The organism is Rhodovulum iodosum, from assembly GCF_041020385.1.
GTDB classification, from domain to species: domain Bacteria; phylum Pseudomonadota; class Alphaproteobacteria; order Rhodobacterales; family Rhodobacteraceae; genus Rhodovulum; species Rhodovulum iodosum.
Genome location: NZ_JBEHHI010000001.1, coordinates 1364911 through 1377526 on the forward strand (window position 1 = coordinate 1364911; position 12616 = coordinate 1377526).

Here is a 12616-nt window from a genome sequence, read left to right on the forward strand (position 1 = left end):
TCAGTCCGGCAATAGCGCGCGCAGAAGAGCGTTGAGCAGGCTGCGGCCGGTTGCGGTGGCGCGCAGGGTGCCGCCGGTGGTTTCGACCAGGCCAATTTCCGATAAATCCTTGATTTTATTATCATTAACGGTCTGGTCGGCGATCGCTTCGTAACGGTCCAGGGAAATGCCCTCGCGCAGCCGCAGCCCCATCATCAGGTATTCCGCCGCCTGATCGGCGGGCGACAGGGGCATGCGCGGCAGCTCTCCGTCGCCCCGCGTCTCGACCGCGTCCAGCCACGCTGCGGGCGCCAGCGGCGTCTCGGTGGCCCAGCGCGTGCCGCCCAGGGTCAGGCGGCCATGTGCGCCGGGGCCGATACCGGCATAATCGCCGGCGCGCCAGTAAATCAGGTTGTGGCGCGATTCCGCCCCGGGTCGCGCGTGGTTGGAAATCTCGTAGGCGGGCAGACCGGCGGTCTCGCAGATCTCTTGGGTGGCGGCATAAAGGTCGGCGGCGCGGTCGTCGTCGGGCAGGCCGCGCAGGCCGCCCCGCGCGTGGCGGTCCCCGAAGGCGGTGCCGGGTTCGATGGTCAACTGGTAGAGTGACAGGTGATCGGCGGCCATCCCCAGCGCCTCGGTCAGCTCCGTCTGCCAGTCTTCGAGGCGCTGATCCTGCCGCGCATAGATCAGGTCAAAGCTGACCCGGTCAAAGCTGTCGCGCGCCACGTCAAAGGCAGCGCGGGCCTCGGCCACGCTGTGCATCCGCCCAAGCCGCTTGAGGTCGGCGTCGTTCAGCGCCTGGATGCCCATCGAGACACGGGAAACGCCGGCGTCCCGATAGGCTCTGAAGCGGCCCGATTCCACCGATGTCGGGTTGGCCTCCAGCGTGACTTCGGGGTCGTTCGCGGCCGGCCAGGCGGCGCGCACCCGTTCCAGGATCGCGGCCACCAGGTCCGGCGCCATCAGGCTGGGCGTGCCGCCGCCGAAGAACACGCTGTTCAGTACCCGCGGCCCGGTTTCGGCTGCAACACGGTCGATTTCCGCGAGGTAGGCGCGCTGCCAGCGGGCCTGATCGATCTCGGCAGAGACGTGCGAGTTGAAATCGCAATACGGGCATTTCGCCAGGCAGAACGGCCAGTGCATATAGAGGCCGAACCCGCCCGCCTGCCAAATCTCAGCGGTCAAAGACCTTCACCAACTCTGCAAAGGCGCGGGCGCGGTGGCTGATCTTGTTCTTTTCCCAGCGGTCCATCTCGCCAAAGGTCATATCGTAGCCCTCGGGCTGAAAGATCGGGTCGTAGCCGTGGCCCTGATCGCCACGCATCGGCCAGACGATGCGCCCCGGCATCCGGCCGGCAAACACCTCGTCATGCCCGTCGGGCCAGGCCAGCACGAAGGTGCAGCAAAACGTGGCAAGCCTGGGTTCGGGCGCGGCCGCCTCTTCGAGCTTGCGCCAGACCTTTTCCATCGCCATGGGGAAGTCCCGGCCAGAGCCTGTTTCGGCCCAATCTGCGGTGTAGACGCCCGGCGCGCCGTCCAGCGCCGCGACCTCCAGCCCGCTATCGTCGGCCAGCGCGGGCAGGCCGGAGGCACGGGCGGCGCCGTGGGCCTTGATCCGGGCGTTGCCGACAAAGGAGGTTTCGGTTTCCTCGGGTTCGGGCAGTCCGTGATCGGCCGCCGAGGTCACGGAAATGCCGAACGGGTCGAGCAGATGCGCGATCTCTTCCAGCTTGCCGCGGTTGTGGGTCGCCACCAGGAGTGTCTTGTCGGTAAAGCGCCGCATCTCAGCGCCCCACGGCGGCCTTTTGCGCGGCGGCAAGCTGGGCGACGCCCGTCTCGGCCAGCTCCATCAACGTATCCATCTGCGCACGGCTGAAGGTGGCCCCCTCGGCCGACATCTGCACCTCGATCAGCCGGCCGTGGCCCGTCATCACGAAATTGCCATCGACCCCGGCCTCGCTGTCCTCGGGGTAGTCGAGATCCAGCACGGGCTGGCCGGCGTAGATCCCGCAGGACACCGCCGCGACGGGCTCGATCAGCGGGTCCGAGATGACCTCGCCGGTTTTCATCAGCTTGTCGACGGCCAGCCGCAGGGCGACCCAGCCGCCGGTGATCGACGCGCAGCGGGTGCCGCCATCGGCCTGGATGACGTCGCAATCCACGGTGATCTGACGTTCGCCCAGCGCCACCCGGTCGACGCCTGCACGCAGGCTGCGCCCGATCAGGCGTTGGATTTCGACGGTGCGTCCGCCCTGTTTTCCGGCCGTCGCCTCGCGGCGCATCCGGCTGCCCGTGGCGCGCGGCAGCATGCCGTATTCGGCGGTGACCCACCCAAGCCCGCTGTTTTTCAGAAACGGCGGCACGCGCTCCTCCAGCGAGGCGGTGCACAGCACATGCGTGTCGCCGACCTTGATCATGCAAGACCCTTCGGCATGTTTCGTGACGCCCGTCTCGATTGAAATCGGGCGCATTTCACTTATCTCTCGACCAGACGGGCGCATGGGTCGTCCTCATATGAATTCGGCGCTTTGCTCCCATGCCGCGCCGCGCGATGCAAGCCCGATTGACGCCACGCCAAGCTGCCCTTTAATGGCGGGGCTTCATGGAGATGAGACCGGTGAACGAGAGTGCCAACATTCTCGCGGAAATGAACGAACGCTCGCGCGAGGTGTTTCGGCGGGTGGTCGAAGGCTATCTGGACAGCGGCGACCCGGTGGGGTCGCGCACTCTGACCCGCAGCATGAGCCAAAAGGTCAGCGCGGCCACCATCCGCAACGTGATGCAGGATCTCGAATATCTCGGCCTTCTCGACAGCCCGCACGTGTCGGCGGGGCGGGTGCCCACGCAACTGGGGCTGAGGATGTTCGTCGACGGGCTGCTGGAGGTGAACAGCCTCGATGCCGCCGACCGCGAAAAGATCGACGCGACGATGGGCAGCAACGAGCGCGACGTGGCCACCATGCTCGACCGTGTGGGGTCGGCGCTGTCGGGCGTGACGCACGGGGCCAGCCTGGTGCTGGCGCCCAAGCACGAGGCGCCGATTCGGCATATCGAGTTCGTCAGCCTCGCGCCCGACAGGGCGCTCGCGGTGCTGGTCTTTGCCGACGGGCACGTGGAGAACCGCGTGTTCCGACCGGCGGCCGGGCACACCCCGTCGGCGATGCGGGAGGCCGCGAATTTCGTCAACGCGCTGGCCGAGGGCAAGACCCTGACCGACCTGCGCGAGGTGATGGAGGCCGAGATCGTCCGCCGCCGGAGAGAGCTCGACGGCCTCGCCCGCGACATGATCGAAAGCGGCATGGCCATCTGGGAGAACGAGGGCGAGCCTTATGAGCGCCTGATCGTGCGCGGGCGCGCCAACCTCCTGGGCGACGGGCCCGAGGTGGAGGATCTCGAACGCATCCGAAACCTGTTCGACGACCTCGAACGAAAGCGCGATATCGTCGAGTTTCTTGAACTTGCCGAAGACGGCGAAGGCGTGCGCATCTTCATCGGCTCTGAGAACAAGCTTTTTTCACTTTCGGGTTCCTCTTTGGTGGTCTCTCCATATATGAACGCGGATCGTAAGATTATCGGCGCCGTGGGCGTAATCGGGCCGACCCGGCTGAACTACGGGCGGATCGTTCCCATCGTCGATTACACGGCGCAACTGGTCGGGCGGCTGATCTCTGACCGGGGCAAGGGGTAAGACATGGCAGAAGCGAAAAAAGACGACAGCATCGACATCGACGAGCAGGCCGAGGCTGACGCGCCCGACCTGGCGGAAGCCGGGGCGCAGGAGGACGAGTACGAGACACTGCGCGCCGAGCGCGACGAGCTGCGCGACCGGTTCATGCGCGCGCTGGCCGATGCCGAAAACGCGCGCAAGCGCGGCGAGCGCGACCGGCGCGAGGCCGAGCAATACGGCGGCTCGAAACTGGCCCGCGATATGCTGCCCGTCTACGATCACCTCTCGCGCGCCCTCGACGTGGTGAGCGAGGAACAGCGCGAGGCCAACAAGGCGTTCCTGGAGGGCGTCGAGCTGACCCTGCGCGAGCTGCTGAACGTGTTCGCCAAACACGGGATCGAGCGGCTGGCGCCCCAAGAGGGCGACACGTTCGACCCGCAGCTTCACCAGGCGATGTTCGAGGCCCCGGTGCCCGGCACCAAGGCCGGTGAGATCATTCAGGTGATGACGGTGGGCTTCATGCTGCACGACAGGCTCTTGCGGCCGGCGCAGGTGGGCGTGTCGTCGACCCCGGCCGGTTAGTCTTCGCCGGAGAGCGATTTCAACTCGTAGATCAGATCCAGCGCCGCCTTCGGTGTCAGCTCGTCGGGATGCACCCCGGCGAGCTTTTCATTCAGCGGCGAGGGGCCCTGGGCTGCGGCGGCCGGCGGGGCCTGCGTGGCGGCCGAGAACAGCGGCAGATCGTCGATCAGCGTCTTTTGCGGGCGTCCGCCCTCGCGGTCGCCGCGCTCCAGCGCGTCCAGCACCACGCGGGCACGATCCACCACCGCGGCGGGCAACCCGGCCAGGCGCGCCACCTGCACCCCGTAGGACCGATCCGCCGCCCCCTTGCGCACCTCGTGCAGAAAGATCACCTCGCCTTGCCATTCCTTGACGGCGACGGTGGCGTTGTCGACGCCCGCCAGCTTGTGCGCCAGCCCCGTCAACTCGTGGTAATGCGTGGCGAACAAGGCCCGGCAGCGGTTGACATCGTGCAGGTGTTCCAGCGTCGCCCAGGCGATGGACAGCCCGTCATAGGTGGCCGTGCCGCGGCCGATCTCGTCGAGGATGACCAATGCGCGGTCGTCGGCCTGGTTCAGGATCGCGGCGGTTTCCACCATCTCGACCATGAAGGTCGACCGGCCGCGGGCCAGATCGTCGGCCGCGCCGACCCGGCTGAAGATCTGTGAAACAAGCCCGACCCGCGCGCGGCGGGCGGGCACGTAGCTGCCCGTCTGCGCCAGGAGCGCGATCAGCGCGTTCTGGCGCAGAAATGTGGATTTGCCGGCCATGTTGGGCCCGGTCAGCAGCCAGATATCGGTGCCTTGCCCCAGCGACACATCATTGGCCACGAACGGCCCGCCGCCGCCCGCGCGCAGGGCCTTTTCCACCACCGGATGCCGGCCGCCCTCGACCTCCAGCACGCGGCTGTCGTCGGTCTCGGGCGCGCACCAATCCTCGTCGCGGGCCAGATCGGCAAGGGCGGCGGCCAGGTCGATCTCGGCGAGGGCCGCCCCGGCGGCGGAAATGCGGGCAGCCTCGTCCAGGATCGCAGCTTTCAGGCTGTCATAGAGACGTTTTTCGATTTCCAGCGCCCGATTTCCGGCGTTCAGGATGCGGGTTTCCATCTCTGACAGCTCGACGGTGGTAAAGCGCACCGCGTTGGCCGTGGTCTGGCGATGGATAAAGGTCTCGGACAGCGGGGCCGAGAGCATCTTGTCGGAATGGGTGGCCGTGACTTCGATGAAATAGCCCAGCACGTTGTTATGCTTGATTTTCAAAGAGGCGACGCCGGTCTGCTGGCAGAAATGGGCCTGCATCCCTGCGATGACCGACCGCCCCTCGTCGCGCAGGCGTCGCGCCTCGTCCAGATCGGCATCGAAGCCATTGGCGATGAACCCGCCGTCACGGGCCATCAGCGGCGGGTCGGCCACCAGGGCGTCGCCCAGTCGGGTCAGCAGGGCATCGTGGCCGATCAGCGCATCCCGCGCCGCGGCCAGCGGGGCGGGCAGGTCGGCCTCGGGCAGGGAGAGAAGGATATCGACCCCCTGTTCCAGCCCGTTGCGGATCGCCGACAGGTCGCGCGGGCCGCCCCGGTCGAGCGACAGACGCGACAGCGCGCGGTCGATGTCGGGGCATTTCCTGAGCCCGGCCCGCAGCCGGCCGCCCAGATCGGACCGTTCCACGAGAAACGCCACCGCCGCCAGCCGGCCCCGGATGACCGGCAATTCGGTCGAGGGGCTGGAAAGCCGCCGCTCCAGCAGGCGGGCACCGGGGGCCGTCACCGTGCGGTCGATCGCGGCCAGCAGGCTGCCGTCGCGCCGGCCCGACAGGCTGTGCGTCAGTTCCAGGTTGCGCCGCGTGGCGGCGTCGATCTGCACCGCGCCCGAGGCCAGTTCGCGCACCGGCGGCAATAGCAGCGGCAGCCGCCCCTTCTGGGTCAGGTCCAGGTACTCGACGATGGCGCCCATCGCCGACAGTTCGGCCCGGCCGAAACGGCCGTAGGCGTCGAGCGTCCTGACCCCGAACAGGCCGGTCAGCCGCGCCTCGGCGCCGGTACTGTCAAAGCTCGACCGGGCGAGCGGGGTGAGTGCGGCGCCCGATTCAGTGACGAGTCCGGCCCAATCGTCGTGGCAGGCTTCGGAAATGACGACCTCGCGCGGGGCCAGCCGTGCCAGTTCGGGCCCCAGCCGCACGGGCGGGCAGGGGATCACGCGGAACGCCCCTGTCGAGATATCGACCCAGGCCAGCGCCCCCTCGCCGCGCACCTCGGCGAAGGCCGCAAGATAGTTGTGCCGACGCGCCTCGAGCAGCGAATCCTCGGTCAGCGTGCCGGGGGTGACGAGGCGCACCACCTCGCGCCGCACCACCGATTTCGCGCCGCGCTTCCTGGCCTCGGCGGGGTCTTCCATCTGCTCGCAGACCGCGACACGAAAGCCTTTGCGGATCAGCGTCAAAAGGTAGCTCTCCGCCGCGTGCACCGGTACGCCGCACATCGGGATATCGGCGCCCTTATGCTTGCCGCGCTTGGTCAGCGCGATGTCCAGCGCGGCGGCCGCGGCCACCGCGTCATCGAAGAACATCTCGTAGAAATCGCCCATCCGGTAGAACAGAAGCGCGCCTGGATGGCCCTCCTTGATCTCCAGATATTGCGCCATCATCGGCGTGACGGTTGCGCTATCCCCGCTCACTCTGCCCCCCGGTTCGCTGGTCAGCGGACCTTACAAACCGCATCTTGGCGGGAAAAGCGGCAATTCCGATTCTATTGAGGCCGGCGTCCCGGCCCGCTATGACCGGCAGATCAGGAGGAGACGCCCGGAATGGCCGACAAATCGAAAATCACGCCCGAAGAGGCACTGAGCTATCACATCGACCCCGTGCCGGGGAAATACGAGATCGTCGCGACCAAGCCGATGACGACTCAGCGCGACCTAAGCCTGGCCTATTCGCCCGGCGTCGCGGTGCCGGTGCAGGCCATCGCCGACGCGCCCGAGACGGCATATGACTACACGACCAAGGGCAACATGGTCGCCGTGATCTCGAACGGGTCGGCCATCCTGGGGATGGGCAACCTGGGCGCGCTGGCCTCCAAGCCGGTGATGGAAGGCAAGTCGGTGCTGTTCAAGCGCTTTGCCGACGTCAACGCCATCGACATCGAACTGGATACCGAGGACCCCGACGAGATCATCAAGGCGGTCAAGCTGATGGGGCCCACCTTCGGCGGCATCAACCTCGAGGATATCAAGGCGCCGGAATGCTTCATCATCGAGCAGCGCCTCAAGGAAGAGATGGACATCCCCGTCTTCCACGACGACCAGCACGGCACCGCCGTGATCTGCGCCGCGGGGCTGATCAACGCGCTGCACATCTCGGGCAAGAAGATCGAGGATTGCAAGATCGTGCTGAACGGCGCGGGCGCGGCCGGCATCGCCTGTCTTGAGCTGATCAAGGCGATGGGGGCAAAGCACGACAACTGCATCGCCTGCGACACCAAGGGCGTGATCTACCAGGGCCGCACCGAGGGCATGAACCAGTGGAAATCGGCCCATGCAGCCCAGACCGACACCCGCACGCTGGAAGACGCGATGAAGGGCGCCGACGTGTTCCTCGGCGTCAGCGTCAAGGGCGCGGTGACGCCCGAGATGATCGCCAGCATGGCCGACAACCCGGTGATCTTCGCCATGGCCAACCCCGACCCCGAGATCACGCCGGAAGAGGCCCACGCGGTGCGCGCCGACGCGATCGTCGCAACAGGGCGCAGCGACTATCCCAACCAGGTGAACAACGTTCTGGGCTTTCCCTATCTCTTCCGCGGGGCGCTGGACATCCACGCCCGCGCGATCAACGACCAGATGAAGATCGCCTGCGCCGAGGCGCTGGCCGAGCTGGCCCGCGAGGACGTGCCCGACGAGGTGGCGATGGCCTATGGCCAAAAGCTGTCCTTCGGGCGCGATTACATCATTCCCACGCCCTTCGACCCGCGGCTGATCTACACGATCCCGCCCGCGGTGGCCCGTGCGGGCATGGACACCGGGGCGGCGCGCCGGCCCATCGTCGACATGGACAACTACCGCCACACGCTCAAGGCGCGGATGGATCCGACGGCCTCGGTGCTGTCGGGAATCGCGGCGCGGGCCAAGGCGGCACAGGCCCGCATGATCTTTGCCGAGGGCGACGACGAGCGGGTGCTGCGTGCCGCCGTCAGCTATCAGCGCTCGGGCTACGGCAAGGCACTGGTGGTAGGCCGCGAGTCCGATGTGAAGGACAAGCTGGAACAGGCGGGCCTCGGCGATGCCTACCGCGAACTCGAAGTGGTCAACGCGGCCAACACCCGGCATCTCGAGGCGTACCGCTCGTTCCTTTACCAGCGGCTGCAGCGCCAGGGCTACGACGCCCACGACATCAACCGCCTGGCCCAGCGCGACCGGCACGTCTTTTCGGCGTTGATGCTGGCGCACGGGCATGGCGATGCGCTGGTCACCGGGGCGACGCGAAAATCGGCCCATGTGCTGGAGCTGATCAACCACGTCTTCGACGCGCGCGCCGAAGACGGGGCGGTGGGCGTCACCGCGCTACTGCACAAGGGCAAGATCGTCTTCATCGCCGACACGCTGGTCCATGAATGGCCCGAGGAAGAGGACCTGGCCAATATCGCCCAGCGCGGCGCCGAGGTCGCGCGCAGCCTGGGGCTGGAGCCGCGGGTCGCCTTTCTCAGCTTTTCCACCTTTGGCCACCCGGTCAGTGAACGCGCCACCAAGATGCATCTCGCGCCCAAGGTGCTGGATGCCCGCGGGGTCGATTTCGAGTACGATGGCGAGATGACCGTCGACGTGGCGCTGAACCCGGCGGCGATGTCGAAATACCCGTTCTGCCGGCTTTCGGGCCCGGCCAACGTGCTGGTCGTGCCGGCGCGGCACTCGGCCTCGATCTCGGTCAAGCTGATACAGGAGATGGCCGGCGCCACCGTGATCGGCCCTATTCTTTCGGGCGTCGACAAGCCGATCCAGATCTGCTCGACCGGGGCGACGGTGAACGACATCACCAACATGGCGCTGCTTGCCGCCTGCGAGGTCTGAACTTGACGATCTACTGCCTCGGTTCGATCAACGCCGATCACAGCTACAAGGTGGCCCGTCTACCGTCGGCGGGCGAAACCCTTGCGGCGGAGGAGTTGATTACCGGGCTGGGCGGCAAGGGGGCCAACCAGTCGGTCGCGGCGGCCCGCGCCGGCGCGCAGGTCGTGCATCTTGGTGCGGTGGGTGCCGATGGCGGCTGGGCGGTGGCGCGCCTGGCGCAGTTCGGCGTCCATGTCTCGGGCGTGGCCGAGGTCGACACGCCCACGGGCCACGCTGTCATCACCGTGGCGCCCGATGGCGAGAACGCGATCGTGATCTTTCCCGGCGCGAACCGGCGGCAGGATCCGGCGCGAATCGCCGCGGTTCTGGGCGACGCGGGGCCGGGCGACACGCTGCTCATTCAGAACGAGACCTCGCATCAGGAAGAGGCGGCGCGTCTGGGTGCCGCCCGCGGCCTGAGGGTGGTCTATTCCGCCGCGCCGTTCGATGTGGCGGCGGTGCGCGCGGTGCTGCCCCATGTTTCTCTGCTGGTGCTCAACGCTGTGGAGGCGGCGCAGCTTGGGGCCGCGCTGGGCGATGTGGCCGTGCCGGAAACGGTGGTGACCGAGGGTAAAGGCGGTGCGCGCTGGCGGACGGGGGACGACGAGCTTTACCAGCCCGCCTTCCCCGTCCGGGCCGTGGATACCACCGGGGCCGGCGACTGCTTCATCGGCTCGCTCGCCGCCGCGCTCGATGCCGGCGCCGGCCGGGCCGATGCGCTGCGCTTTGCCGCCGCTGCCGCCGCGTTGCAGGTCACACGGCCAGGGACTGCAGACGCGATGCCAGGCCGGGCCGAGATCGACGCGTTCCTCGCCGACGATCAGGACCCGGCGAAAGGGGCGGCGTCGCCCCAAAGCTGACGCACCCGCCGGTCGCGCCCGCAGCCGTCGCGGTAGCGCTTGTACGCCTCCGCCTTGGACTTGGGTCCGAAGCGGGTAAGGATCAGGTCGGACTTCCTGTAATAATCCTGGTGATATTCCTCGGCCGGGTAAAACGGCGCCGCCGCCAGGATGGGCGTGACAACGGTCTGCCCCAGGGCCTTTTGCGCCTTGGCCTTGGCCTGTTCTGCCGCGGCCTTTTCGGCCGGGTCAGAGACGAAAATCGCGGTGCGATAGCTGTCGCCCCGGTCGCAGAACTGGCCGCCCGCATCGGTCGGATCGACCGAACGGAAGAACAGGTGCAAAAGCTGGGCATAGCTCACCTGGTCGGGGTCGTAGGTGATCTCGACCGCCTCGTAATGACCGGTGCCGCCGCGCACGACCTGCTTGTAGCTCGGGTTCTTGACGGTGCCGCCGGCAAAGCCCGACACCGCCTCGACAACGCCTTTGACCTTTTCGAAATCCGCCTCGACGCACCAGAAACATCCGCCCGCGAATACGGCGGTTTCGGGCGATGCGGCGCTCGCCTCGCGGCATTCGGCGGCCACGCCCAGGGCGATGGCCAGCACCAAGAGCATCGGTTTGACGTTTCTAATAGACGCGAACATGACGGCCTCCTCTGATTGTTGGCCGAGAATAGGCCGCGCCGCGCCGGCCGCGTTAACCACAAGCCCGTGACCTCACGCAAGCGGGACCGCTTGTAACATGTGCCCGTCCCGCTACGCTGGCCGGAAAAGGAGCCCCGACTTGCCCGAAAGCCTCACCACCCACAGCGCCGCCGACGACCCGCGCAACGCCGATATCGTGATCCACGTCAACGGCCGGCTGGTGCCGCGGGCCGAGGCCGTGGTCAGCGTCTATGACAGCGGCTTCCTGCTGGGCGACGGTGTGTGGGAGGGGCTGAGGCTCTTCAACGGCCGCTGGGCGTTCCTCGACGACCATCTCGACCGGCTGTTCGAGGCCGCCCGCGCCATCGACCTAGAGATCGGGCTGGACCGGGCCGGCGTGATCGCCGCGCTGGAAGAACTGCGCGCCGCCAACGGGATGGAAACCGACGCCCATGCCCGCCTGATGGTCACCCGCGGGGTGAAATCGCGCCCGTTCCAGCACCCTGCATTGTCGCGCGCGGGCCCCACCATCGTCATCATCGCCGAACATTCCCGGCCCGCCATCCCGCGGCCGATCCGGCTGGCCACCGTGCCCCATATCCGCGGCCTGCCGATGAGCCAGGACCCCAAGCTGAATTCCCATTCCAAGCTCAACTGCATCCTCGCCGGGATCGCGGCGGAAAAGGCCGGTGCCGACGAGGCGCTGATGCTCGACCTGCATGGCTTCGTGAACACCACCAACGCCTGCAACTTCTTCATCGTGCGCAAGGGCGCGGTCTGGACCTCGACGGGCGACTACTGCATGAACGGGATCACGCGCGCCAAAGTGATCGAGCTTTGCCGCGCCAACGGCATCCCGGTCTATGAAAAGAACTTCTCGCTGGTTGAAACCTACGGCGCCGACGAGGCCTTCCTGACAGGCTCGTTCGGCGGGCAAACCCCGGTGGGTGAAATCGACGGGCGGGTGATCGGCGGCGGGCGCATGGGCCCGGTGACGGAACGGTTGCGCGCGCTCTATGCGGCTCTGATCCAGCAGGAAACCGCCTGATGCGCATCGCCATGTGGTCCGGCCCGCGCAACCTGTCGACCGCAATGATGTACGCCTTTGCCGCCCGCGGCGATTGCGCGGTGTGGGACGAACCGTTTTACGCCGCCTACCTGGCAAAGACCGGCCTTGCCCACCCGATGCGGGACGAAATCATCGCCGCTGGCGAGGCCGACCCGGTGCGGGTCGCAGCGCGGCTGGCCGGGGCGGTGCCTGGGGGCACGCCGTATTTCTACCAGAAACACATGTGCCAGCACATGATCGCCGAGATCCCGCGCGACTGGATGGGCGAGGTCACCAACGTCTTCCTCATCCGCCACCCCGCCCGGGTGCTGGCCAGTTTCGCCGCGAAATACGAAAACCCGACGCTCGCCGATATCGGCTTTGTTCAACAGGCCGAGCTTTTCGACGAGGTGGCCCAGGCCACCGGCGCGGCGCCTATCGTCATCGACAGCGCCGATATCAGGAACGAGCCCGAGGGCATGCTTCGCAAGCTTTGCGCCGCGCTGGGCCTCGATTTCACGCCCGCGATGCTGAACTGGCCCGCGGGCGGCCACCCAGACGACGGTGTCTGGGCGCCCGTCTGGTACGGCGCGGTGCATCGCAGCACGGGGTTCGCGGGCCCAGAGGGCGCGCTGCCCGACCTGAGCCCGCACTACGCGCGTCTTGCCGATGCCGCTTGGCCGTCTTACCGGCACCTCGCCCGCCACAAGCTTCCGCCCGTGGCTTCTTCTGGCTGAAAATATCCCCGCCGGAGGCAAAAAAGTCTCTGTTTATGCGGAATA

11 protein-coding genes are annotated in these 12616 nt (G+C 67.3%); 6 read left to right on the forward strand and 5 right to left on the reverse strand.

Features of this window, described 5'->3' with window-relative positions; translation table 11 throughout:
• The 3 genes from hemW to rph are packed head-to-tail and all read right to left on the reverse strand — an operon-like array spanning position 1 to position 2480.
• A complete protein-coding gene (gene hemW, locus Ga0609869_RS06720) occupies positions 1-1122 on the reverse strand; it encodes a radical SAM family heme chaperone HemW (protein ID WP_245972442.1) in 1122 nt (373 codons plus the stop codon).
• 31 nt (positions 1123-1153) lie between these two features.
• Positions 1154-1762 (reverse strand): RdgB/HAM1 family non-canonical purine NTP pyrophosphatase, encoded by a 609-nt coding sequence (gene rdgB / locus Ga0609869_RS06725; protein WP_125408345.1) that lies wholly within the window; start codon positions 1760-1762, stop codon positions 1154-1156.
• Position 1763: 1 nt separating this feature from the next.
• Positions 1764-2480 carry a ribonuclease PH gene (gene rph, locus Ga0609869_RS06730; RefSeq protein WP_125408346.1) on the reverse strand — a complete coding sequence of 239 codons (717 nt, stop codon included), beginning with the start codon at positions 2478-2480 and terminating at the stop codon, positions 1764-1766.
• Between the two features lie 101 nt (positions 2481-2581).
• Between rph and hrcA the strand changes: the two genes are divergently transcribed.
• Both hrcA and Ga0609869_RS06740 read left to right on the forward strand, forming a co-directional pair.
• Entirely contained in the window at positions 2582-3667 is a 1086-nt protein-coding gene (gene hrcA, locus Ga0609869_RS06735; protein WP_438826865.1) for a heat-inducible transcriptional repressor HrcA, read from the forward strand.
• Between the two features lie 3 nt (positions 3668-3670).
• A complete protein-coding gene (locus tag Ga0609869_RS06740) occupies positions 3671-4228 on the forward strand; it encodes a nucleotide exchange factor GrpE (protein ID WP_125408347.1) in 558 nt (185 codons plus the stop codon).
• Here Ga0609869_RS06740 and mutS read toward each other — a convergent pair.
• Entirely contained in the window at positions 4225-6846 is a 2622-nt protein-coding gene (gene mutS / locus Ga0609869_RS06745) for a DNA mismatch repair protein MutS (protein WP_125408727.1), read from the reverse strand. The genes Ga0609869_RS06740 and mutS overlap by 4 nt on opposite strands.
• A gap of 159 nt (positions 6847-7005) precedes the next feature.
• Here mutS and Ga0609869_RS06750 point away from each other — a divergent pair, with 159 nt between their 5' ends.
• Both Ga0609869_RS06750 and Ga0609869_RS06755 read left to right on the forward strand, forming a co-directional pair.
• Positions 7006-9261: an NADP-dependent malic enzyme gene (locus Ga0609869_RS06750; RefSeq protein ID WP_125408348.1), complete on the forward strand. Its 2256-nt coding sequence runs from the start codon at positions 7006-7008 to the stop codon at positions 9259-9261.
• A gap of 2 nt (positions 9262-9263) precedes the next feature.
• Positions 9264-10160 (forward strand): ribokinase, encoded by an 897-nt coding sequence (locus tag Ga0609869_RS06755; protein ID WP_125408349.1) that lies wholly within the window; start codon positions 9264-9266, stop codon positions 10158-10160.
• On the opposite strand, the gene msrA is transcribed toward Ga0609869_RS06755, so the two are convergent.
• A complete protein-coding gene (msrA, locus tag Ga0609869_RS06760; RefSeq protein WP_125408350.1) occupies positions 10121-10786 on the reverse strand; it encodes a peptide-methionine (S)-S-oxide reductase MsrA in 666 nt (221 codons plus the stop codon). The genes Ga0609869_RS06755 and msrA overlap by 40 nt on opposite strands.
• Positions 10787-10925: 139 nt before the next feature.
• Between msrA and Ga0609869_RS06765 the strand changes: the two genes are divergently transcribed.
• Positions 10926-11834, forward strand: coding sequence for a D-amino acid aminotransferase (locus Ga0609869_RS06765; RefSeq protein ID WP_125408351.1), 909 nt, complete (start codon positions 10926-10928; stop codon positions 11832-11834).
• Positions 11834-12571, forward strand: a complete 738-nt coding sequence (locus tag Ga0609869_RS06770) for a sulfotransferase-like domain-containing protein (RefSeq protein ID WP_125408352.1) — start codon at positions 11834-11836, stop codon at positions 12569-12571. Before Ga0609869_RS06765 ends, Ga0609869_RS06770 begins: the two co-directional genes overlap by 1 nt.
• The last annotated feature ends 45 nt before the right edge of the window (positions 12572-12616 follow it).